The organism is Nocardioides sp. Leaf374 (assembly GCF_916862475.1).
GTDB classification, from domain to species: domain Bacteria; phylum Actinomycetota; class Actinomycetes; order Propionibacteriales; family Nocardioidaceae; genus Nocardioides; species Nocardioides kribbensis.
Genome location: NZ_CAKASO010000008.1, coordinates 42,659 through 62,044, shown reverse-complemented (window position 1 = coordinate 62,044; position 19,386 = coordinate 42,659). Strand labels below are relative to the sequence as shown.

The window sequence follows — 19,386 nt, the reverse complement described above, 5'->3', positions numbered from 1 at the left end:
GGGTGGCGGATGGTGCGGTGCGGTTCCTGCTGGGCCCCAGCGCGGGCGGCGCCGCCGATGTGGCGGGCCGCCCGCGGGGTGGGGCACGTGGCGCCGGGGCGCCGGGTGGGTCAGCGGTTGCGGACGCCGCGCAGACGGGCCGCGGCCTTGCCGCCGAAGGTCGCCAGGCCGCAGTAGAACTCCAGGCGGTGGCGGTAGACCGGCTTCTCGTTGATCTCGCCGAGGTCGTAGGCGTCGACGCCGCCGTTGGTGAGCCCGGTGACGCCCTGGTCGCCCTCGTCCTCGCCGAACTTCACCGCGTAGACGCTGGAGGCGTCGGTGCTGGTGCCCTGGGTCTCGGTCTGGGGGATGATCGCGGTCCCGTCGGGGCGCAGACCGATGTCGAGCACGGGGATGCCGTTGTAGACCGCGACCCGCTTGCCGGTGAGGTCCTCCTTCACCAGCTCTGCACCGCCGAGGCGTCGACCGGCCGAGAGGATCCGCTGCACGATGAAGCTGTTGGCGTAGACCGCGCCGTTGGCGGCGTTGATGCCCGGCACCGCAGCGAGCAGCGAGTCGAGGGCGTCGAAGAAGTCGTGACCGCCCTCGACCACGCCCATGCCGTTGGTGCCGGCGTCGATCACCTGGGCGCCGACGAGGCGCTTCTTGAGCCCGTCGAAGCCCTTCGGCTCCACGACGATGTCGCCGTTGATGAAGGTGTCCTGGTACTTGTACGAGGCCGCCTTGATCTTCATCGCGAGCTGGGTGGCGCGCTGGTCGTTGAGGTTGCCGCGGGTCTTGACGATGAACCGGTCGACGTCGGCGTCGCCACCGAGGATCGACAGGGTCTCGGTGCGCTGCACCACGGTGCCGGTCGACTCGACGTAGGCCTCGTTGACGCCGCGGAACGCCACTCCCGGCAGGGTCGCCTCCTGGTTGTAGGCGTAGGCGTTGCCCTCGATGGGCATGAGCGGGATCCGGTCGAGCAGGGGGGACTCCTGCACGAAGGTCTCCTGGACGCCGCGCTGGAGGTCGTCCTTGGACAGCAGCGCGGCCTGGGCGAGGGTGAGTGCCATGTGGGCGGTCTCTCTTTCTGGGGTGGGTGCTGGGGCCCGGGCGCGGCTGGTCCGCGGGGGCTACTTCTTGGTGCCGGCCTCGATGGCCGCGCGCATGCGGCTGCGACCGGTGCCGGTGTCGGTCTTCGAGCGGTCACCGGTGACGCCGATCCCGGCTTCGGCGGCGGTCGCCGGGGGCGGCTTGCCGTCGTCGAGCAGGTAGGGCTTGCTCTTCGCGAGCCCGTCGACGAGGGCCTTGAGCGCCTTGGCGTCGACCTCGCCGTCGTCGTCGACGGTGATCTCGGAGAGCTTCGACCCGAGCTGGGTGATGACGTCGGAGGGGTCACGGAACTTCGCGCTGATGGCCAAGACCTTGGCCTCGGTGCGCACGACCCGGGCGTTGGCCCGCTTCGTGGCCTCCGACTCGCCCTCCTTGCGGGCCGCGTCGATCGCCTTCTCCTGCTCGCTCTTAGATGCGTTGCGCATCTTCTCGAGCTCGGCGGCGTTCGCCTTCGCGTCCTTCTTGGCCTGGTCCCGCTCGGCCTTCATCCGGTCGAGCGCCTGCTTCCCGGCGTCGCCGAGCGCAGCAGCAGCCGCGTCCTCCTCCGCCTTCGCCGCCGCAGCAGCAGCAGCAGCAGCAGCGGCGGCGTCGTCGCCCCCGCCTCCTCCGCCGTCGGGGTTCTCCTCCATGCGGAACAGGCCGTGACCGAAGCGGGCCTGGTTGCGGGCCATGAACTCGTCGGCGAGCTGCTGGATGTCGGCGGGGATGACGAAGGGGTTCTGCATGGTGGTGCCTCCGTTGCGGAGTCAGCCCGACGCCTTGCGCGTCAGGTGGTCAGGTAGCCGTAGAGCCGCAGCAGACGCAGGACGTCCTCGGGGCTCTCGGCGTAGCGGTAGATCGCCTCGGGTCGCAGCCGGACCCGGCGGGTGGGGTTCGCGCGGCGCCACTGCGCACGCTTCGTGGTGCCCTCGGTGGTCGCCTTGACCCGCCGGCCGAGCACCTCAGCGGTGACCATGCCGCGGCGGGCGTTGATGACCTTGCTCGGGTCGGCGCCGTCGCGGATGGCGTCGGTGTCGGCCTTCGAGAGGCCGCGGATCATGCCGCGGTCTAACGCCTCCTGCGGGGAGAAGACATAGCCGGCGTCGTGGGCGTCTTCCCAGGACTCCACCGGCACCATCACGCAGTCACAGGTGGGCGGGTGACGATCGAACTCCTCGACGTCGCGGTAGACCCGACCGGCGAGCACGACGCAGCGCGGGCACGAAGGCCCCACGAGCACCCGCACGTAGTTCTGCCACTCCGGCCGGGCCACGATCTCGGCCTGGGAGGCTGAGCGGGCGGCGTCGCGGACCTGCCCGGCGACGACGTTCTCGACGTCGGTGATGAAGTCGACCACGCTGGTCCACCACGGCTCGGGGAGCTCCTCGACCGGGGCCGGCTCCACGGCGTCGACGACCGCGATGATCTGCTCAGAGGCAGGCAGGCCGATCGAGGAGACACCGGCGAACGCGCGCGGATCGATCAGCGGCCTGCGCGAGCCCGACATCGCGGCGATCGCAGTCACGGCGGAACGAGCACCGGCGAGCTGGTAGGCCGCGAGGGTGTCCATGACCCGTCGCATCGGCGCGCGGACCTGCAGCAGCTCCGCAACCGCCGCGGCGGCCGCCACCGCGATCTGCGACTGCGCGGAGTAGTGGCTACGCGCCTGCTGCTGCGTCGGCGTCGCCGGCACCGCTGATCGCCTTCATCCGCGCCTGCGTGGCCGGGTCGAGCAGCTCGAACGGCTCGGCCGCGCGCTCCTCGCGGAGCTCCTCGAGCCACCGGTCGACCTTCGTGATCGTGGCGCCCGGGATCATCGCCCACGCTGAGCCGCGCGGGAAGCCGGTGGCGATGAGCTTGGTGATCGCGTCGATGGTCTGCGCGAACGAGCGGGCCTCGCCGTCGCCCCAGATGACCTCAGAGGCAACGTCGTCGATGTCTTCGCCGCGCGCCCGGTTCGCCAGGCGCATCACGTGCTCGTGGGACTCCCCGGCCGCGGTCTGCAGGTCACCGACGAGCGCCGCGAGGGTGGACTCCGCGCCGGCGAGCGCGTCGCCCGACAGGTTCGCCATCCGGGTCAGCAGGTACTGCGGCGGGACCTGCCCGGTCGCGAAGAGCTGCGAGAGGAACGAGTCGAGCACCTCGATGTAGTTGCTGAGGTTCGACTCGGCCAGGTCGAAGACCTTCGTGTCCTTGCCCGGGAACACCAGCGCCCGGTCCACACCGACGCGGCCCGGCTTCGACAGCAGCGCGATCGGCTGACCGCGCTCGTCGAGCACGGGCGTCCCGTCCGGGTTGCGCTGCAGCACCGGGTTGCCCTGCGCGTCGCGGATCACCGGGTCGTAACCGGTGAAGACCCGCTGGCGGTAGGCCGAGAACTGCATCGCGAGGAGCGTGTTGAAGCGGATCGTGTTGACCGCGTCCTGCTGCGGCATGAGCTGGTCAATCGAGGGGTGGGTCTGGCCGTCCTCGTCGATGTTCAGCGAGTACGGCACGAACGGGACCTCGCCGAGCGGGTTGACGCCCTCGGTCACGAACGACCACAGGCCCGAGCCGTTCTCACGCTCGAACCGCACGAACGAGTCCTCGTCGTAGACGATGCCCACCTCGCCCTGGGTGGCCACCGGCGTCGGGGTCCACAGGGCGGTCGCGTTGCGCTTGCGGACCGCGAACGTCTTCACCGCCCACGACACCCGGGTGGTGTCCTCGGGGTCACGCTCGAGCCAGACCCGCTTGCCCGACTCCACCCGTAGCAGCGGCGACTTCGGCCGCGCGGCGTTGGGCCAGACGCCCATGATGCCCAGGTCGTGCACCATCATGTTGATGTAGAGTTGTCGCTGGATGAAGTCGCCCCGGTTGGCCTGCCAGACGTCCTCCCACGCCGTCTTGTCCGCGGCCTGGTCGCGACCGGTGCGGAACCCGTCGACGCGGAGCCGCTGCACCGGCGCCTGCATGGCCAACTTGAGCCAGTTCGCCGTCGACTGGTCCTGCAGCGCCTGGTACTCCTCGTTGACGCCCTCAGGGGCATACGGGGCGTCCTGATTGCCGTCGAAGTAGTCGCGGCGACGCTTCCACCGCGGCGCCTGCTCCTTGAGGCTGGCCGAGCCCATGTCGAGTCGCTCGAGAGCGGTCTTCCGGTCCATCACGGGCCGCTCCCTTCTGCTAGCTGAACCCGTACATGACGTTCGAGATCCCAGCCGGCTGGCGGTCCAGCCAGCCCGCAGCCCGCTCCGCCGAAGCCGCCTCGTGGGCGAGGATCGAGGTCACGGCGGCGTCGATCTTCTGGTGGGCCGCCGGCTTGCCGAGGGTGTAGGTACGCCCACCCCTGGAGATCAGCTTCCGCGCGTTGCGCATGTGCGTGATCGTGATCGGACAGCCGTCGTGGGTGATCCATGACAGGTCGGCCTCAAACCGCCGGATCGCAGGGAACATCCGCGCCAGCGAGGTGGTCGGGAACTCCAGGAACCGGTCCTCGCCCCACCGGGCGGCCCACTGATCGATCTCGGAGGCCCACGACGTCTCGTCATGGAACCCCGGGTCACAGAACGCCTGGCGAAGGTCGTAGGTCTCGACGATCTCGACCCACGCGGCGAAGACCTCGCTGCGCGGAATGTGCCCGTCGTAGTCCTTCGGGTTCCACACCGTCGGCCGCCGGTCCGGACCCCACCGCGGGGTGAAGATGAGCCCCTCGCGCGTCTCGGCCTTGATCGCGGTCCAGTCGTCGGACTCACTGCCGTCGAAGCCGGCACAGATGCCCGTCCCGGGTGGGGGACTAGGCAGCCACATCAGCGCGCCTCGCGTTCCACACACCCTCGGGCAGCCACGCGCCGCCGCCGGCCACGACCCGGTTGCCGAAGAACCGCTCCGCCTGCGCCGGGTCGCCAGCTGTGACGAGCTTGAGCGCGAGCGCCTCGATCGAGTCGAGGTTGACGTGGTCGGAGCCCTCGTAGACGTAGGCGTGGATCTTGCGCCGGTTCGTCTTCGTCAGGTAGCTCAGCGGCTTCCCGTCGGGCCCGAACAGCTCGGGGTTGGTGTCGGGGTTGCGGTAGTAGGTGAAGACGTCGGGCAGGTTCTGCTCGAAGTACGTCTGCGCGAACGACTGCACCGCGGGGTCCCAGCAGTTGCTGGTCTGCTTCCCCCGGCCGCCCATGCCCGCCGCGCCGCGCTCCTGGGCGTCGGCGACGTCGACCATGCCGTTGTGGACGGTGTAGAGCCCGGACTCGTCGTGCAGGTAGTCCGAGATCGGGTTACCCAGTCGAGAACGGGCGCTCGAGGTGACCATGTCGATGCGGTCCGACTCCGGGTCGGACCCCTCGGCCACCACGCGGATGAAGTCGCCGCGGGGCAGCAGCAGGTCGGCCAAAGGGGAGCCCTTGCGCCGGATCATCGAGTTCAGCGGGCCCCACACGTTCTTCACCTGGTCGGCGGAGTTGGCGGTGAGCTGGATCAGCGGCGACGGGTGACGGGTGGCCATCGGCTCACCCGGCTCGTACTCGAAGTACCAGCCGCACTTGCAGCCCTGCTGGTCACAGCGGTAGACGTCCCCGCGCTTCGCCCAGCCTGCGAACAGCTCCGGGCCCACCGCTGAGACACAGGTCAGGCATGCCGCCCACGGACCCTTGCCGGTCTTCTGAGGCGCGATGACCTGGGTCAACCGGTACTGGAACGCCTGGTTCATCGGCGGGTCGTCGGGGTCGTAGACCGCGTCCTCGCGCACCCGGTAGTGGTTCGCGGTGCACCAGAACTGCCAGTCGTACTGCCGAAACGGGCGCCCCTTCTTGAAGCCGCCCGGGATCACGCAGTGCTGCTCGATCCACTGGTCGACCAGGTCGCCTGTGGTCGGGAAGTCGATCTTCCCGGGTCCCTCGGAGTGCAACCTCAGTCCCGCATCCGGCGACGGGTCCGGCGCTGGCCGACCTCATCACCGGTCGCCGGGTCCGAACCGCCGTCAGCCCCGTCGCTCGGCGCCGCCGGGGGAGCGCCAGCACCGACCTCGACGGCCGCGATCGCCCAGCCGTTCTCTCGCATCCCCGCCGGGGTCAGCGCGATCTGGTCGGCGAAACGGTGCAGGCTGCCCTTGTCAGCGGCCGTCGCGTCACTGCCTTCGCACACCACGAAGGTCCGCACGTACATCGCCACCGTGGGCCACCGCCACGGCTCCATCGACCAGGCGCACGCCTGCGGGTAGGTCCAGACCTGCTCCCACAGCGCGAGCTCGCGCTCGTGGCGCGCCTGAGTCGCCTCGTCGTCGCGCACCTGGTAGCGCCGCTTGCCCTCCGACTCCCACCGCATCACGGCCACAGCCGGCAGCGGGAACGCCGGCACCTCGTCGGCGTAGCCCTCGTTCGGCAGCGCCTGCAACGAGTAGCCCCGTCGCTCCGAGGTCCGTGACTTCGGGTCAGCACCCGGCCCGGAGCGGTTGCGGCGGCCTCCACTGGTCACGGCGATCGACCCCCCTCACGGCGTAGCGCCGCAGCGGCTCGACGACCCCGCGCCGCGCTATGCGCCTGGTGGTGTCCCCGAAATCTTTGAACCCCGCACACCTCGGAGACGCCTCCTCCGCGGTCCCTATGACCGGGCCCGCCAGGGGGTGCCCCCAGGGGGTATCTCACATGTGAGATGCGTAGGAGGTGGCGAGGTTGCCGGGCGGGCACTCGGGTCCGCGGAGGATGGTGCGGTCGGCGTCGTCGTGGCCGAGGTGCCATGAGGCTGGGTCGACGTGGTGCGGTTGGCCCTTCTCGGCGCAGCGCCAGCAGGTGAACTGTTCGCCTGCGTCCATGCGGCGCTGCAGGTCGCGCCGCTCGCGGTCGTAGCTGGTGTCGTAGCCACGGGCTTGGCGTCGGCCTCGTGCTGCGTCCCGGTGTCGTGCACAGGCTGGGCAGCGTGTGCTCGTGGTGGGGGCGGAGCAGTCGAGGCAGGGACGCTTGGCCACGAGGGCTGACCTCCTGCGCAGACAGCGAACGGCGCCGAGTGAGAGATCACCGGCACCGTCCGTTACAGCGTAGAGCATGGGCCGGGATCTGGGTACACAGATGGTCAGGTCCGGCGTGCCGGGGTATGGCAGCCTGACGCCCGTGACCGACGAGGACCAGAAGCCGCAGCCCTCTCGCGCCTCTCGCGCGCTGATGTTCGTTGAGCGCCACGCGGTAGCGCTGGCCTCGCTGCTCGGTGGGCTGATCGTGGGTGGGCTGCTCGGGTGGTGGGTCGCTAGCTACGTGCAGTGCTCGGCTGGGGACAGCGGGTGCGAGACCAACGTCGACGCGGTCGGCGCGGCGGGGACGTGGGTCGGTGGGCTCGGCACCATCGGTGCGGTGCTGTTTGCCGTCGTGGCGTTCCGCAGCGAGGAGTCAGCCCGACGCCAGGAGCGGCAGTTGGCCGAGGTGGCCGAGGCCGACAGGCGCCGAGAGCTTGAAGCAGCAGCCGAGGAGCGCGCAGTTCTTGCTGCAGACCGCGAGCAGCGCGAGCGAGAGCGGGCAGAGGCGGACGCTCGAATGCAGCTTGAGGCCGACGCAGTGTCGCCCTTCCTGAAGGTCGGCGGGACCAGCTCAATGTTTGTTTCAATCCTGACAGTCGGCGTATATAACGCGAACGCCACCGCTGTCGCCTACAAGGTGAAGATCGTCCACCCTGAGTGGGGGCCGTTACCAGAAATGCAAGCCGTTGCAGCAGGGCGCCGCGAGTCCTACAACCTCGGGGTCGGGACCCACCCAGTCAAGTCGACGGCGATTCCCGCCGGTTGGCTCCCGCACAGCGATGAGGCACCTGCATTCCTCAAGCGGCAGGCCGAATTCGTGACCATTTCCTTCGTGATGCACGATCGCTCCTGGCGAAAGACCGGGTCTGGCGTCGCAGAGCGAATCGACCTGCTCTAACGGGGTCTCTTAACGGCCGTGCGCTTGCCGTACATTGCTCGATGTGAACCCGGGGGACGCGGACTGGTGGTGGCAGTACGGCTTCGACGGGATAGCAGGAGGCGTCATCGGCGGCGCTGTCACGGCGGGAGCTGTTGTCGCTACGTTGCGACACGAGAGGGAACGGGCTGACCTCGAGGCCGCGAGGGCCGTTGCTGCCCGGCTCCACGGGATGGCGTGGCATAGCCGCGACCTGATTCGCAAAGGGCCGTCCGACGAGGCCGTCGCGGTGCTAAGTGACATGGTGCAGGTTGCCTTCGAACTGTCCTCTCGGTGCAATTCCCGCTGGCCCAAGTTCTCTAGCTTCCCGGTGAGCATGGTCGACGCGATGACCGACCGCATCACCCCGGTGCCTGGTTCGCCAACAGCGGTCGAGACCGCCACAACACTGATGGGCGTTCTTGGAGCGTGGATTGGTGACCCCAAGTTCTACGAATCCGGTTATCGGAAGCGCCTCAAAAAGGCTCGGAATGCTGCGCGCAACGCCCTCCGATGGGTCTTTGACCTCTGTGTCAGGCGCTGAAGTGCACCATGATCATCGCGCCCCACGGCACACCACGGCCTGCTTGACGTCGTAGAGCTGTCGGCCGTGCTGGTCGCGGCCCCGCTTCGCCACCCGGCCGCGGTTGGCCCAGACGCGGACGGTGCCCTCGGCGATGCCGTACTGCTCGCGGAGCTGGGAGGCGGTGAGGGCGCTGGCGTACTGCAGGTAGTCGCCCTTCACGCGGCGGTCGTAGTCGGCCGGGGTCCACCACTGGTGGCAGGCGGGGCAGGTCCAGCGGTCGTCGGCTGGGTTGCTGTCGAGGACGGGCTCGACGACGGGGGACCAGCACCACGGGTCGGGGCAGTGTGTGGCGTCGGTGGGTGCGGGGCCGTGGCAGCGGGCGCAGCGGTGGTCGGTGGTCTCGGTGTCGGCGTAGACGCGGATCAGCTTCGGTCCCTGGCAGGCGGGGCAGGGGGCGCCCTGGTCGTCGCGGTCGCCGTCGGTGAGGACGTTCTCGAGGTGGGCGTGGCAGCGGGCGAGGTCGTCGGCGAGCTCGTCGAAGGCGAAGCCGGGGTCGTGGGCGAGGCGGGTGAGGTGGGGGGCGAGGTAGTCGCGGGCGGTGGTGAGCTGGACGCGGGCGGCGGTGGGTGCGGGCTGGTCGAGGTGGTCGCGCACGTTGTGCTCCCACACGCCGAGGACCCACAGGGGGTGGAGCTCGTCGCGGTTGTCGTCGTGGATGGCCATGACGGTGGGGCAGTAGTCGCGGCGGGCCCAGGCGCAGGACGGGTGGCCGCAGGTGCGGTGTGCGCAGGTGGGGCCGGCGGTGACGAGGGGGGTGTGCATGGGGCAGTCGAGCGGGGTGCGGCAGCCGCGGGTGGTGAAGGCGTGGGCGATGCGTCGGCGGAACCCGTCGACGCGGGCGGCGGGGCCCTCGAGCATCGCGGCCTGGCTGTTGATGCCGGCGACGATGGCCTCGCCGAGGAGTCGGGCGGAGGCGCTGTAGATCCCGGCGAGGGCGGTGCGGGTGTCGCCGATGCAGGAGGCGCAGGTGAGGTCGGGGCCGCGGCCTTCGACGGTGACGTGGGTGTGGCGGCAGACCTGGCAGTGCCGCTCGGGGCAGGGCACGCAGCCGGGGCAGCCGGCGTCGTCGCAGCCGGGCTGGTGGGTGAGGAGCATGCGGGGCTGGTCGCGTCCGGTGGAGTGGCAGCGGTAGTCGCTGAGCTGGCCGGCGGGGTGGGTCAGGTGGGTGGTCGTCATGCGCTGGCGCCCTTCCGGCGGGTCTTGCGGTTGCCCTTGGTCTTGTCCCCGACGTGCCAGTGCTCGGCGTGGCACCAGTAGATGTGCTGGTTCTTCGCCTCGCCCCTGCGGCGCAGGCCTTCGAGGTGGTCCTGGGCGTCGCGCTGGGTGTAGTGCGGGATCTTGTGGGGCCACCGGCAGCCGCCGGGCCCGATCGGGGCGGCCATCAGCGGCCGGCCCGGGCGCGACGGGAGCGGGAGCGGCGGGCGCGTGCCCTGGTGCGGGCCCTGGTGCGGCGTCGGTACGCGTGCCCGTCGATCGGCAGGGGCACGGGGTGGTGGTCGTCGTAGGGGCTGAGGCTCCTGACGAAGGCCTTCCACTCCTGCCAGATGTCGCTATTCACACACCCGGCGAGGGACCACACGCTGGCGCGCTCGGCCCATGCAAGGGCCTGCCGCATCGCGGCCTGAGCGCTGCTGGCCGCGGGGATGTAGACCATCGAGTTGGCGCCGTCGAAGCCGAGCACCACCGGCTCGGCCTCGGCTCGCGCGTCGGCCGGCGGGGGCACAGGGTTGCGCCAGGCCACGGCTGCCGGGTCACGGGGTGTCGAGTCGCTCATCGGGGGTTCCTCTCCAGGGCGTCAGCCCATGGGTCGGTGGTGGGCCGGCGGGGCGGGATTGCCTGCGCCGGCGGGTGGTCGTCGGGTGGGTGAGGTGGGTCCAGGGCCGAGCCGTCGACGCACCGGTCGAGCTCGGCGAGGGTGCCGCCCCAGCGCGCGCCGCGACCGGCGACGGTGTGCAGCCAGCGGCCGAACATCAGCCCGACCAGCTCGCCGCAGCGGCGGCAGCGAAGACCCTCGTGGTCTTCCTGGGGGTCAGTCACGAGGGGCGCCAGGTGAGGGCAGTCCGGGCCGACTGAGGTGATCGAGGAGGGCGCGCACCGCAGCGCGCATCGTCACCTTGTTGGCCTCGGGCACGTCGGCCCAGGGCGCGCGAGATCGCGCCTGCGTTTGCCAGCCGGCCGAAACGGCAGCGGCCTCGTATGCGTCGTGCATGACCATGCAGGCGGCCTCAATCTCGTCCGACTGCGCTGACCGGTCGGCGCTCATCGGACGGTCGCCATCGAGAGCAGGTCGAGCGCCTTCGCGTAGGGCACCTCTAGGCGCAGGATGTGACCGCTCGACAGGCAGATGGCGGTCAGCTCGGGGGAGGTTGGCGTGCCTGGCGGCTTGGGGACCTGCTGCAGGGCGGTGACGTGCTCGGCGTTCACGGAGATGGTCTCGGTCAGTCGGACGAACATCGGGGCTCCTGGGTGTGGGTGGTGGGTCAGGCGGGTGCGGCGGCGATGCGGGTGATGTCGGAGCGGCGCTCCAGGCCGGCGACGGCGTCGTTGAGCGCTCGGTCGCCGACCACGCGGGACTCGTGGGCGACGACGTCCCTCTTCTCCTCGCGGCGGTAGCCGATGAGGACCCAGACACGGGTGGCGGGATCGCTCATCGCGTAGCACCTGACGTCGGGGGCGACGCGTCGTGCTGGCCGGCGGTCACCGCTCGGTCCCGTCGTTGCGGTAGCCGAGCAGGCGGTGCATCTGCGCGAGCAGCCGCCGGTCACCGGAGTGGGTCTCGCAGTAGCGGCCCTCCGAGACCGGGTGCGGGCAGGGGTAGCCGTCGAGGTCGGCCAGGCACGACCAGGGACCGCGGGCCGGAGGGTCCTCGTGCAACTCCTCCGCAGCGTGCTCGGCGTCGGTCATGCGGCTCACAGGTCGTCCCCGCCCCAGAACTCGACCATCTCGCGGCAGCGCGCCACGACCCGCTCGAGGGAGTTGAGGCGCCACCGGCCGAGGGCGTTGTTCGTGATCTCCGAGGCGATGGCGCCGGCAGCGTCGGCGTAGCCGCGGCGGTAGGCCCGGCGGTAGACCTCGACCACCGGGCTGGTGCGGGCGCCGTGCAGCGTCGTTGTGTGGGGCTGGTCGGTGTAGGGCCGCAGCACGCCGTCGAAGCGACGGACGGTGCGGCACCACGATCCCGACCTCACCCCGCAGTAGGCGCAGGCGATGTGGTCGAGGGCGAACTGCTCGGACTCGGTCGGCTGCGTGCGGCTCATGCCGACACCGCCCAGCCGATGAGAGGCTCCGCGACACCGACGGCGAGGAGCTCGGGCCGCTCGGTGGTCAGCTCGACGGCGGCCGCGATGACCGCGGTGGGCATGCTCGCGCCCCTCACTGGTCGACCTCGCCGTCGGTGTCGGCGTCCGTGTCGAGGTCGACGGCGCGGAGCACGACGCCGCTGCTGTGGCGCAGGCAGAGAGTGCCCGCGTCGCAGGCCGCGCAGCCGGTCGACCCGGTGTCGGGGTCGGGCTTCGTGTTGTCGTCGCGGGAGCGGGGCATCACGATGCCGCTCACGTGGGGGCTGGCCTCGGTCCAGTCGAGCATCGCGGGACGGTCAGACCCACCGAACTCCCACGACACCGCGCCGGTGGCGTGGCGGCCGACCTTGCCGACCCGGCCCAGGAAGTCGGGGTTCAGTACGATCGCCTCGGTCTTGGCCGGCTCGTGGTTCGAGACCACGTTGCGCCAGCCGCGGCCGGCGAGCGGCTCGGCCTCGACGACCTCCAAGTAGACCTTCTCCACGTCGGGGACCGCGAGGACCACGAAGGTGGCCTCCATGCCCTCGAGTGCCTCGTCGCCGGCGCCGCTGCCTGCGGGGGCGCGCACGTCGAAGTCGATGCTCAGCTCGAGGTTGCCGGGGGCGTAGTCCTCGGCGTCGATCTCCCCGGCCAGGGTCAGGACGTGGCCCAGGAGACCGCGGGCTCGACCGTGGCGGTCGGAGGCCACCACAGTGCGCTCGGGGGCGTCGGCGATGTCGGGCTCAGCGGTGTCGTAGTGGTGCTCCAAGTCCGGCACCCACGCGGTGACGAGGACGTAGCCGTCGGAGGCGATCAGCCGGACTCCGGTGGCGTACTCCTCGATCGTGACCGCCTTGTGCAGCGCGGCCGGGGCGTCCTTCTCCGTGGCCATCGCCGGCGCGACCGCGAGCCACCCGTGGGCCAGGTCGGGCCCGTCGAGGCGCATCACAGCCGCTTCCCGCCGTGCCGGTGCCCGCGCGTGCGGTTGTAGGCCACCTTGCGCTCGTACTCGCCGGCCAGGTCGACCCCGCGGCGCTCGCAGGTGTCGAGCAGCCGGATCAGGACGTCGGCCAGCTCAGACCCGAACCCTTCGGGCTTCGGCGGCGTCGTCTGACAGCGGTCGGTGCACGGCTCAGGAAGTCGGCCGTTCGTCTCGGCCCACCGGTGCAGCTCGTAGGCCGCAGCCACGTTCTGATCGGTGGCGTCAGCCAGCCCGTGGTCACGGAAGGCCTCGAGCGCTTCGGAGGCCTCGGAGTGCAGCAGCGCGATGTCGTCGCCGACGGTGCGGTCGTCGTCGTGCCAGCCGTTGTCGCGGTTCACCTCCGTCACCTCGGCCTGCATGTCGGCCAGGGCCGTGCGGATCCGGGAGCGGCCGTAGGGGCCGATCGGGAGGCCGCTCACCGGTATGCCGCCGTCACGAGCACGAGGTCGGTCGGGCCGTGGAGGTCGGGCATCAGGAGCCCGTGCTCGACCTGCAGGGTCACGACCTGGTCCTCGTGGCCGGCCCAGTCACCCAGGTCGATGCCGCGGTCGAGGGCGCGGGAGTAGCCGCAGGTGCGGAGGTCGATGCCGGAGTCGCGGCAGGCGTAGCTGTGGAGGATGTAGACGGTCTGCTCGGTGGAGTCGGCGCGGCCGAGGTGAGCGAGCGGGTGGCGGCGTGCGCCGACGAGGTGCTCGATCTGGTCGGCAGGGACGAGGTCGGTCATGGTCAGGCTCCGTTCTGGGTGGTGTGGTCGGCCTCAGCGGCGGCCTGGGTGGCAGCGCGGGCGTCGGCAGAGGTGAGGGCCTCGGCGATGGCCCGGCAGGGCTGGCAGTGGTCCTCGACGGGCAGGTCGGGCAGGTCCCGGCAGGTGGTGGGCAGCGGGTGGGCCTCGCAGGGCCAGGTGGGTCCCGTACTGAGTACGTTCTGAGGCCCCGACCCGACCCGACCCGACCCGGGGGTGGACCCTGCCGAGCTGAGTGCGGCACTCGATCCGTACTCAGTACGGCTCTGGGCGTCGTCGACCGCGGGCGCGCCCATCGACCCGGGCTTGAGCTTGCGCATGCCGGCTTCGTCGAGCGTGAGGTGCTTCTTCCGGGAGTTGCAGCCGCGGCAGGCGATCACGACGTTGTTGATCGTGTTCGCGCCGCCGGCCACGATCGGCACGACGTGGTCGTAGGTCGCCCCCGAGGGGCCGCGCTGGTTGCCCCAGCGGACCTGGCACCCGCAGTATCGGCACCGGTCGCCGTCGCGGGCGCGGATGGCCTTCACGAGGTCGGTGTCGCGCATGAGCGCGACGCGCATCCTCTCGGCCTCGCGGTCGGCGAGGATCTTGGCCTTCGGGTCGTTGTAGATCGTCCAGTCGTGGAACCGGAAGTGGGTGCGGCCGTCGTCGGTGTCCTCCTGGGCCCACAGCCCGACGTCGACGAGCTGCTGCGCGAGCTCGCGCCAGTCGGGTGACCAGCGGCCGAGGACGAACCCGGAGACCAGGCCGTCGCTCATGTGGTCGCCGGACCATGACCCGGCGACGGTCCACAGGCCGATCGCGTCGAGGTGGCCCCGCTCGAGCAGCACCTGCACCTTGCGGTGGTCGTGGAGCTTGTCGTCGATCTTGAACCACATCAGCCGGCCACCGGCCTGAGGGCCGCGCCGGAGTCGCGGCGGTTCTTCTGCCGGTCGCGGTAGCGGCGGGCCATGACGCGCTGGTACTCGCGGTAGGCCACGCAGGCGAACTCGGTGCGCTCGCCCTGGCGGTACTGGGAGTAGCCGCGCCTGCGCTCCTCCTCGGTGAGCTGGAGCGGCTCGCGCGGGCGGCCGAGCTTGTCGTGGGCCTTGGTCGAGGTCAGCACCGCGGCGAGCAGCGCGGCGTACTGGTCGGGCGCGATGTCGTCGACGTTGGCGAGCACGGCCTCGGCCGCGGTGGAGTCGCGGGTCTGGCGCACCAGGCGCGCGGCCAGCGCGCGGGTCGCGGGGGTGGGGACGACGTTGACGAAGCGGGGCCGTCGGCGGCGTGCGGGTGGGGCGGTCACGGTCGCTGCTCCTGTGGGAAGGCGGGGTCGGTCGCGGGGTCGCGGTGCCGGTTGGGGTGGGCGAGGTGGAGCAGCAGGGCGTAGACGTAGTCCCAGTGCCGGGGGCGCCAGAGGTAGGCGCGGACGTCGGCGGCGGTGAGCGCGTCGAGCCAGGCCTGCTGCTCGGGGGTGGGCTTGCTCCGGGCGTCGTTGTCGGTCTTGAGCTCGGCGACGACGAAGCCGCCGGGACCGGCGATCGCGAGGTCGGGCCAGCCCTTGCGGGTCTTCCGCGAGTCGGTCTCGTGGTGGACCTGCAGCCGCAGGTGCAGCGCGAGCTCGACGATCCGCGACTGCCACACCGCCTCGGACAGACCCGGGGCGAGCGGGAGGGGCCGGGCTGCCCAGACGGGGCCAGTCACGCCGGGTCCGGGGTGGGGCGGGTGCGGAGGTCGTCACAGAGCGCTGCGAGGCCGGCGAGGTCGGTGGCGTTGCCGATGTATTCGCCGTCGTGGGCGGCGGCCCATTCCTCGGAGACCTGCTGCGGCGGCACGCCGGCCGCGGCGGCGGCGTCGGCGACCGCGCGCACCGCGGCTGCGCGCTCGGCGGCGGCGCCGGCGGCGACGTAGCTGGCGTGGGCTCGGGGCCCGGTGCCGGCGAGCATGTCGAGGACGGCCTCGACGATGTGGTCGTCGGGCAGGGCGCCGGGGTCGCCGGTCTCGGGCGCGAGGGCGGGAGCGTTGGCGCCCACGAGGTAGCCACGTCGGTAGCCGCGCAGGTGCACGATCGCGGTCGCGGCGTCGGGCAGGCGCTTCTGGGTGACGGGGCGCCAGCGGCGCTCGGGGGTGGGGTTGCCGTCGGCGTCGACGACTTCGCCGGGGTCGAGCACCGCGGTGACGACGACGGGGCCGGGGTGGGCGCGGAGCGCGGAGATCACGCGGTTGTGGCGGGTGTTGGCGGTGGCCCACAGGTCGGGGGTGGTGTCGACGCCCTTCGGGCCGACGGTGGCGCCGGAGGCGTCGTGGCGCTCGTGGGCGGTGGCCTGGGCCTGCTCGTGGCACATCGCCCACAGCGCGGTCGCGGAGGTGAAGACCAGCAGGTTGGGCCGCTCGGCGGGCTGGGCGCTGGCCCACTGAACCGCGCCGAGCAGGCCGGTGAAGGTGCCGTCGTGCTCGACGATCTCGAAGTCGGCGCCGGGCACCGCGGCGTAGGGGTCGGGCAGGTCGGCGCCGACGGTGATCCAGAACGTGCGGGCGAACCGGCCGGAGCCGGAGGCCTGGGCAGCGGCGTAGCGCACGCCGGTCTTCTCGACGCCGGCGACGAGGAGCAGGGGCCACGGGGTCACGCCGGTGGGGCGGCGGGCGGTGTAGGTGCCGGTGCGGGCGGTGGTCATGCGGCCACCGCCGCGCGGCCGGTGAGGTGGGCGGCGAGCTGGGTGCCGACCCACTCGGTGTAGGCCGGGGGCAGGCACTCGAAGAGGCCCTCCCAGGTCTGCTCGGCCTTCGTGGCGCCCTCGCGGTCGGCGGGGGTGAAGCCGAGGAGCCGCTGCACCAGGGCCTTGCTGGGCGGGACGTACCCGCCCTTGCGGACGTACTTGGCCTCGTACTTGTCGCGGCGTGCGCCGCCGTAGGCGCCGGCGACCCACTTGTGGGCGCTGTGGTCGCAGGCCCTCGGGGAGCGCACGACGTAGTCGACGCCGCGCACCCGGATCTCCTGCTTGACGAGCCCGGGGATCGGCCAGTTGACCTCGAAGAGGCGGGGGCGCTGCAGGTGCACCTCGATGCCGTTGAGATTGTTGCAGGCGCCGGCGGTGAGGTGGGCCAGGCGGTCCTCGTGGCTGACTGCGGTGCAGGTGAAGTCGCGCGCGGAGAGGCCGAACATGCACCCGCACAGCAGGATCGGGTCGCGCAGGTCCCAGACGGCATCCTTGACGTTCTCGATGACGTAGGGGCCCTCGACGGACTCCAGCGCCTCGCGGATCGGCGGGATGGTGCGCTCCCACTTCGTGGTCTCGCCGCGGCGGGGCGCGTTGCCGCGTGTGTACCACTGGCAGGGCGGAGAGGCGTGCCGGGCGTGGTACTCGTGGCCGTGCTGGCGGATCATCGTGGCGGCGTCGCCGATGCGCAGGTGGCCGGGGTAGTAGCGGGCGTGGGCGGTGTTGATGTCGACGCCGTCGACATCCCAGCCGACCCGGCGGTAGCCGGCGTGGGCTCCGCCCTGGCAGCCGTGCGTCTCCTGCAGCCGCAGGCAGGCGGCGGGCAGAGTGGTGGTCTCGATGGTCACTGGCCGGGTCCCTTCGTGGGGGTGGTGATCTGGACGGTGCGGCGGCCGGGGGTGGTGGTGCAGTAGTCGCCGGGGTCGATGCCGAGGGCCTTGAGGACGCCGGTGCGCCAGTAGCTGGGCGCGGCTGCGGCGAGCACCTGGCGGGCGACGTCGAAGGGGTCGGGGAGCTCGCCGCCGGCGGCGGCGAGGTGGCGGCGCACAACCTCGGCGCCGAGCTGGTCGTGCTCCCACGCCTTCCGGTCGGCGCTTCTGCGGACCTCGACGACCCCGAGGCCGGGGACTGTCATGGGGAGCCGGTCGCGGTGGGCCTGGTCGATCGCGACGATCCGGTTGGCCAGGGCCTGCTCTACGGCGGCGAGATGGGTGCGGGCGGTCTTGCAGTAGTCGACGAGGTACGCCGCGCCGGCGACGTCGAGGGCAGTAAGGTCGCCGGCGACGAGCTGGTCGGCCTCGCGGGCCCAGCCCACGGCGGTCTCAACCGCGTCGGCGAGGTGGTGCACCAGGGCCGGGTCGGTGGACGGCTCGGGGACCTCCCCGGTGAGGGTGACGTCGTCGTCGGCGTACTTCGGGGGCATCACCCGGTGCCTCCTTCGTCGAGCAGGGTGAACAGGCCGGCGTCGGTGTCGGTCGCGCGGACGGCGGCGACGGGGTCGCGGCGTTGCTGCTCGGCGGCCTCGGCGGCGCGCTGGGCGGCTTCGTAGGCGGCGGCGCCCTGCCAGACCCGGATCTCGTGGGCGTGGGTCGAGGCGAGGGAGGACTGCACCCGGTCGACGGGGTACTGCTCGCGGGGGCGGCGCAGGCCGGCGGCGCGGACCCGGGCGCCGACGAGGTGCTCGTCGGTGACGGGGAACTGGTCGCGGATGTCGTTGGCCGACCAGCGCTCCCCGGACTCGTTGGCCTTCCGGATCTCGGCGTCGATCGCGAGGATCGTGCGGGGGTCGGCGGCGTGGGTGGCCTGGTCGATGCCCTCGTCGCGGGCCGCGCGGCCGGCGGCCAGCCGCTCGGCGACCGGGGCGCGCCCGTGGGCCGTCGCGGCGGTCACTGGGGGGCCCCCGGCGGGGTAGCGACCGGGTCGCGCCAGCCCATCTCGTGGCGCAGCTGGGCGAGCTCGGTGAGACGGTCGAACTCGTCGCGGTCGATCTGTCGGAACACCACGACCTCACGCCACTGCTCGCGGTCGCCGACGGCGCGGCCGAGGGTGACGTACAGCATCGGTCCGAGGTCGAGCTGCACGAACGCTGCGCACGGCACGCGCCTGGGGTCGAGGTCGCGGACCACCTCGGCGACCACGCCGGGCGTGCCGGCGATGTAGCAGTTCGTGCCCGCGACCTCGACGTAGAGCCGGTCGGGGGCAGGCGCCGTCGGGACGGTCACGGGATCACCCGACCCGGGGTGGCGCGGGTGAGCGCTGCTCGCAGCGCCTCGTAGGCGCGCTGGCTGGCCAGTGCGAGGTGGCGGCGGGTGGCTTCGGTGCGGAGCTGCTCGGGGGTCATCGACTCCCACACGGCGAGGGCACTGCGCGCGGCGTCACGCTGCTCGAGAGCGGAGTCTCGCTCGACTACGAGGGCGCGGTTCTGGGCCGCGAGGAACAGGACGTGAATCAGCAGCATCGCCGCGATGGCGAGCACGATCACGAGCGCGGGGATCACTGGGGAACCTCCGTCAGGGCGAGGTCGACCGGCATGGACTGGAGCGGGGACTCAGGCCCCCAGGTCGAGGAGGAGTCGGGGCGGGTGGCGACGGTGCGGAATCCGTCGCTGTAGGTGGTCACCAGCAGGTCCAAGGGCGTCCCGGGGCCGTCGAGGTGGCCGTGGTGCAGCGCGACGACGTGCGGGTCGGGCGTCTGGCTGGTGCGCCGCGCGGAGCGGGTGCCGGGTGCGCCCCGGCGGGTGCCGCCGCGGATCATCGGCGGGCCGCCCGTCGGGCGGCGCGGGCGCGGCGGTTGGCGGCACGCCGGCGGGCGATGGTGGCGGGGGCGACGGTGCCCTCGTACAGGTGCCTCCCGGTCGCGGTGATCGCGAGGAGCATCTTCGTGCTGGGGCTGGTGGCCTGCGCGACGTCGTCGGGGGTGACGGTGGGGATGTAGTCGGGCAGGAGGTGGGCGGGCACGTAGTGGTCGGAGCGGTCGGCGTTCATGGGTGGTGGGCCCTTTCGGGGTCGGGTGTGGGCGCGCTTCACAGACCCGGCCGGGTGTCGGCGGGTCGCGCGGGGGTGGTGGTCGAGGGGCGGGCCGGGTGCCGGGGGAGGGCCCCGGCCCGCCGTCGGACTCGCGCGCCTTCCGGGCGCGCAA

32 protein-coding genes are annotated in these 19,386 nt (G+C 71.9%); 2 read left to right on the top strand and 30 right to left on the bottom strand.

Features of this window, described 5'->3' with window-relative positions; translation table 11 throughout:
• Positions 1-110: 110 nt before the first annotated feature.
• The 8 genes from LPA27_RS05785 to LPA27_RS05750 all read right to left on the bottom strand — a co-directional run bounded on the left by LPA27_RS05785 (position 111) and on the right by LPA27_RS05750 (position 6,853).
• Positions 111-1,055: a major capsid protein gene (locus LPA27_RS05785; RefSeq protein WP_228941837.1), complete on the bottom strand. Its 945-nt coding sequence runs from the start codon at positions 1,053-1,055 to the stop codon at positions 111-113.
• A 60-nt stretch (positions 1,056-1,115) separates the two neighbouring features.
• Positions 1,116-1,820 carry a hypothetical protein gene (locus tag LPA27_RS05780; protein WP_228941836.1) on the bottom strand — a complete coding sequence of 235 codons (705 nt, stop codon included), beginning with the start codon at positions 1,818-1,820 and terminating at the stop codon, positions 1,116-1,118.
• A gap of 41 nt (positions 1,821-1,861) precedes the next feature.
• Positions 1,862-2,767 carry a hypothetical protein gene (locus LPA27_RS05775; RefSeq protein WP_228941835.1) on the bottom strand — a complete coding sequence of 302 codons (906 nt, stop codon included), beginning with the start codon at positions 2,765-2,767 and terminating at the stop codon, positions 1,862-1,864.
• Positions 2,733-4,217, bottom strand: coding sequence for a phage portal protein (locus LPA27_RS05770; protein ID WP_228941834.1), 1,485 nt, complete (start codon positions 4,215-4,217; stop codon positions 2,733-2,735). The genes LPA27_RS05775 and LPA27_RS05770 overlap by 35 nt, the downstream gene beginning before the upstream one ends.
• 19 nt (positions 4,218-4,236) lie before the next feature.
• Positions 4,237-4,860: a terminase gene (locus LPA27_RS05765; RefSeq protein ID WP_228941833.1), complete on the bottom strand. Its 624-nt coding sequence runs from the start codon at positions 4,858-4,860 to the stop codon at positions 4,237-4,239.
• Positions 4,847-5,950: a terminase gene (locus LPA27_RS05760; protein ID WP_228941832.1), complete on the bottom strand. Its 1,104-nt coding sequence runs from the start codon at positions 5,948-5,950 to the stop codon at positions 4,847-4,849. Before LPA27_RS05760 ends, LPA27_RS05765 begins: the two co-directional genes overlap by 14 nt.
• 2 nt (positions 5,951-5,952) lie before the next feature.
• Complete coding sequence (locus LPA27_RS05755; protein ID WP_228941831.1) at positions 5,953-6,399, bottom strand: hypothetical protein; 447 nt, start codon at positions 6,397-6,399, stop codon at positions 5,953-5,955.
• Between the two features lie 283 nt (positions 6,400-6,682).
• Complete coding sequence (locus tag LPA27_RS05750; RefSeq protein WP_228941830.1) at positions 6,683-6,853, bottom strand: hypothetical protein; 171 nt, start codon at positions 6,851-6,853, stop codon at positions 6,683-6,685.
• Positions 6,854-7,148: 295 nt separating this feature from the next.
• On the opposite strand from LPA27_RS05750, the gene LPA27_RS05745 reads away from it, so the two are divergent.
• Both LPA27_RS05745 and LPA27_RS05740 read left to right on the top strand, forming a co-directional pair.
• Positions 7,149-7,946, top strand: coding sequence for a hypothetical protein (locus LPA27_RS05745; protein ID WP_228941829.1), 798 nt, complete (start codon positions 7,149-7,151; stop codon positions 7,944-7,946).
• A gap of 43 nt (positions 7,947-7,989) precedes the next feature.
• Positions 7,990-8,508: a hypothetical protein gene (locus tag LPA27_RS05740; RefSeq protein WP_228941828.1), complete on the top strand. Its 519-nt coding sequence runs from the start codon at positions 7,990-7,992 to the stop codon at positions 8,506-8,508.
• A 12-nt stretch (positions 8,509-8,520) separates the two neighbouring features.
• On the opposite strand, the gene LPA27_RS05735 is transcribed toward LPA27_RS05740, so the two are convergent.
• The 22 genes from LPA27_RS05735 to LPA27_RS05630 all read right to left on the bottom strand — a co-directional run bounded on the left by LPA27_RS05735 (position 8,521) and on the right by LPA27_RS05630 (position 19,232).
• Positions 8,521-9,726: a hypothetical protein gene (locus tag LPA27_RS05735; RefSeq protein ID WP_228941827.1), complete on the bottom strand. Its 1,206-nt coding sequence runs from the start codon at positions 9,724-9,726 to the stop codon at positions 8,521-8,523.
• A complete protein-coding gene (locus tag LPA27_RS05730) occupies positions 9,723-9,932 on the bottom strand; it encodes a hypothetical protein (RefSeq protein WP_228941826.1) in 210 nt (69 codons plus the stop codon). Before LPA27_RS05730 ends, LPA27_RS05735 begins: the two co-directional genes overlap by 4 nt.
• Positions 9,932-10,324 (bottom strand): hypothetical protein, encoded by a 393-nt coding sequence (locus tag LPA27_RS05725; protein ID WP_228941825.1) that lies wholly within the window; start codon positions 10,322-10,324, stop codon positions 9,932-9,934. The genes LPA27_RS05730 and LPA27_RS05725 overlap by 1 nt, the downstream gene beginning before the upstream one ends.
• Positions 10,321-10,587, bottom strand: a complete 267-nt coding sequence (locus tag LPA27_RS05720; RefSeq protein ID WP_228941824.1) for a hypothetical protein — start codon at positions 10,585-10,587, stop codon at positions 10,321-10,323. The genes LPA27_RS05725 and LPA27_RS05720 overlap by 4 nt, the downstream gene beginning before the upstream one ends.
• Before the next feature lie 222 nt (positions 10,588-10,809).
• Positions 10,810-11,004, bottom strand: coding sequence for a hypothetical protein (locus LPA27_RS05715; protein ID WP_228941823.1), 195 nt, complete (start codon positions 11,002-11,004; stop codon positions 10,810-10,812).
• A gap of 26 nt (positions 11,005-11,030) precedes the next feature.
• Positions 11,031-11,201 carry a hypothetical protein gene (locus tag LPA27_RS05710; protein ID WP_228941822.1) on the bottom strand — a complete coding sequence of 57 codons (171 nt, stop codon included), beginning with the start codon at positions 11,199-11,201 and terminating at the stop codon, positions 11,031-11,033.
• Between the two features lie 46 nt (positions 11,202-11,247).
• Positions 11,248-11,463, bottom strand: coding sequence for a hypothetical protein (locus LPA27_RS05705; protein ID WP_228941821.1), 216 nt, complete (start codon positions 11,461-11,463; stop codon positions 11,248-11,250).
• Positions 11,460-11,807 carry a hypothetical protein gene (locus LPA27_RS05700; RefSeq protein WP_228941820.1) on the bottom strand — a complete coding sequence of 116 codons (348 nt, stop codon included), beginning with the start codon at positions 11,805-11,807 and terminating at the stop codon, positions 11,460-11,462. The genes LPA27_RS05705 and LPA27_RS05700 overlap by 4 nt, the downstream gene beginning before the upstream one ends.
• A 115-nt stretch (positions 11,808-11,922) precedes the next feature.
• Positions 11,923-12,774 carry a hypothetical protein gene (locus LPA27_RS05695; protein ID WP_228941819.1) on the bottom strand — a complete coding sequence of 284 codons (852 nt, stop codon included), beginning with the start codon at positions 12,772-12,774 and terminating at the stop codon, positions 11,923-11,925.
• Positions 12,774-13,229 carry a hypothetical protein gene (locus tag LPA27_RS05690; RefSeq protein ID WP_228941818.1) on the bottom strand — a complete coding sequence of 152 codons (456 nt, stop codon included), beginning with the start codon at positions 13,227-13,229 and terminating at the stop codon, positions 12,774-12,776. The genes LPA27_RS05695 and LPA27_RS05690 overlap by 1 nt, the downstream gene beginning before the upstream one ends.
• Entirely contained in the window at positions 13,226-13,534 is a 309-nt protein-coding gene (locus tag LPA27_RS05685; protein ID WP_228941817.1) for a hypothetical protein, read from the bottom strand. The genes LPA27_RS05690 and LPA27_RS05685 overlap by 4 nt, the downstream gene beginning before the upstream one ends.
• Before the next feature lie 2 nt (positions 13,535-13,536).
• The gene (locus tag LPA27_RS05680; protein ID WP_228941816.1) at positions 13,537-14,430 is read right to left on the bottom strand and encodes an HNH endonuclease; all 894 of its coding nucleotides are present in this window, start codon (positions 14,428-14,430) and stop codon (positions 13,537-13,539) included.
• Positions 14,430-14,837, bottom strand: coding sequence for a hypothetical protein (locus LPA27_RS05675; protein WP_228941885.1), 408 nt, complete (start codon positions 14,835-14,837; stop codon positions 14,430-14,432). The genes LPA27_RS05680 and LPA27_RS05675 overlap by 1 nt, the downstream gene beginning before the upstream one ends.
• Entirely contained in the window at positions 14,834-15,235 is a 402-nt protein-coding gene (locus LPA27_RS05670; RefSeq protein ID WP_228941815.1) for a VRR-NUC domain-containing protein, read from the bottom strand. The genes LPA27_RS05675 and LPA27_RS05670 overlap by 4 nt, the downstream gene beginning before the upstream one ends.
• Entirely contained in the window at positions 15,232-16,206 is a 975-nt protein-coding gene (locus tag LPA27_RS05665; RefSeq protein ID WP_228941814.1) for a hypothetical protein, read from the bottom strand. The genes LPA27_RS05670 and LPA27_RS05665 overlap by 4 nt, the downstream gene beginning before the upstream one ends.
• The gene (locus LPA27_RS05660; protein WP_228941813.1) at positions 16,203-17,096 is read right to left on the bottom strand and encodes a hypothetical protein; all 894 of its coding nucleotides are present in this window, start codon (positions 17,094-17,096) and stop codon (positions 16,203-16,205) included. The genes LPA27_RS05665 and LPA27_RS05660 overlap by 4 nt, the downstream gene beginning before the upstream one ends.
• Positions 17,093-17,674 carry a hypothetical protein gene (locus tag LPA27_RS05655; RefSeq protein WP_228941812.1) on the bottom strand — a complete coding sequence of 194 codons (582 nt, stop codon included), beginning with the start codon at positions 17,672-17,674 and terminating at the stop codon, positions 17,093-17,095. Before LPA27_RS05655 ends, LPA27_RS05660 begins: the two co-directional genes overlap by 4 nt.
• A complete protein-coding gene (locus LPA27_RS05650) occupies positions 17,671-18,138 on the bottom strand; it encodes a hypothetical protein (protein WP_228941811.1) in 468 nt (155 codons plus the stop codon). Before LPA27_RS05650 ends, LPA27_RS05655 begins: the two co-directional genes overlap by 4 nt.
• Positions 18,135-18,470, bottom strand: coding sequence for a hypothetical protein (locus LPA27_RS05645; protein ID WP_228941810.1), 336 nt, complete (start codon positions 18,468-18,470; stop codon positions 18,135-18,137). The genes LPA27_RS05650 and LPA27_RS05645 overlap by 4 nt, the downstream gene beginning before the upstream one ends.
• On the bottom strand, positions 18,467-18,745 hold the full coding sequence (locus tag LPA27_RS05640; RefSeq protein ID WP_228941809.1) for a hypothetical protein: 279 nt from the start codon (positions 18,743-18,745) through the stop codon (positions 18,467-18,469). The genes LPA27_RS05645 and LPA27_RS05640 overlap by 4 nt, the downstream gene beginning before the upstream one ends.
• On the bottom strand, positions 18,742-19,002 hold the full coding sequence (locus LPA27_RS05635; protein ID WP_228941808.1) for a hypothetical protein: 261 nt from the start codon (positions 19,000-19,002) through the stop codon (positions 18,742-18,744). Before LPA27_RS05635 ends, LPA27_RS05640 begins: the two co-directional genes overlap by 4 nt.
• Positions 18,999-19,232, bottom strand: a complete 234-nt coding sequence (locus LPA27_RS05630; protein WP_228941807.1) for a hypothetical protein — start codon at positions 19,230-19,232, stop codon at positions 18,999-19,001. Before LPA27_RS05630 ends, LPA27_RS05635 begins: the two co-directional genes overlap by 4 nt.
• Positions 19,233-19,386: the final 154 nt, after the last annotated feature.

Coding starts and splice junctions, on each gene's coding strand:
- LPA27_RS05785 (WP_228941837.1), bottom strand. CDS start 1,055: ATGGCACTCACCCTCGCCCAGGCCGCGCTGCTGTCCAAGGACGACCTC.
- LPA27_RS05780 (WP_228941836.1), bottom strand. CDS start 1,820: ATGCAGAACCCCTTCGTCATCCCCGCCGACATCCAGCAGCTCGCCGAC.
- LPA27_RS05770 (WP_228941834.1), bottom strand. CDS start 4,217: ATGGACCGGAAGACCGCTCTCGAGCGACTCGACATGGGCTCGGCCAGC.
- LPA27_RS05765 (WP_228941833.1), bottom strand. CDS start 4,860: ATGTGGCTGCCTAGTCCCCCACCCGGGACGGGCATCTGTGCCGGCTTC.
- LPA27_RS05750 (WP_228941830.1), bottom strand. CDS start 6,853: ATGGACGCAGGCGAACAGTTCACCTGCTGGCGCTGCGCCGAGAAGGGC.
- LPA27_RS05735 (WP_228941827.1), bottom strand. CDS start 9,726: ATGACGACCACCCACCTGACCCACCCCGCCGGCCAGCTCAGCGACTAC.
- LPA27_RS05730 (WP_228941826.1), bottom strand. CDS start 9,932: ATGGCCGCCCCGATCGGGCCCGGCGGCTGCCGGTGGCCCCACAAGATC.
- LPA27_RS05725 (WP_228941825.1), bottom strand. CDS start 10,324: ATGAGCGACTCGACACCCCGTGACCCGGCAGCCGTGGCCTGGCGCAAC.
- LPA27_RS05715 (WP_228941823.1), bottom strand. CDS start 11,004: ATGTTCGTCCGACTGACCGAGACCATCTCCGTGAACGCCGAGCACGTC.
- LPA27_RS05710 (WP_228941822.1), bottom strand. CDS start 11,201: ATGAGCGATCCCGCCACCCGTGTCTGGGTCCTCATCGGCTACCGCCGC.
- LPA27_RS05700 (WP_228941820.1), bottom strand. CDS start 11,807: ATGAGCCGCACGCAGCCGACCGAGTCCGAGCAGTTCGCCCTCGACCAC.
- LPA27_RS05695 (WP_228941819.1), bottom strand. CDS start 12,774: ATGCGCCTCGACGGGCCCGACCTGGCCCACGGGTGGCTCGCGGTCGCG.
- LPA27_RS05685 (WP_228941817.1), bottom strand. CDS start 13,534: ATGACCGACCTCGTCCCTGCCGACCAGATCGAGCACCTCGTCGGCGCA.
- LPA27_RS05680 (WP_228941816.1), bottom strand. CDS start 14,430: ATGTGGTTCAAGATCGACGACAAGCTCCACGACCACCGCAAGGTGCAG.
- LPA27_RS05665 (WP_228941814.1), bottom strand. CDS start 16,206: ATGACCACCGCCCGCACCGGCACCTACACCGCCCGCCGCCCCACCGGC.
- LPA27_RS05635 (WP_228941808.1), bottom strand. CDS start 19,002: ATGATCCGCGGCGGCACCCGCCGGGGCGCACCCGGCACCCGCTCCGCG.
- LPA27_RS05630 (WP_228941807.1), bottom strand. CDS start 19,232: ATGAACGCCGACCGCTCCGACCACTACGTGCCCGCCCACCTCCTGCCC.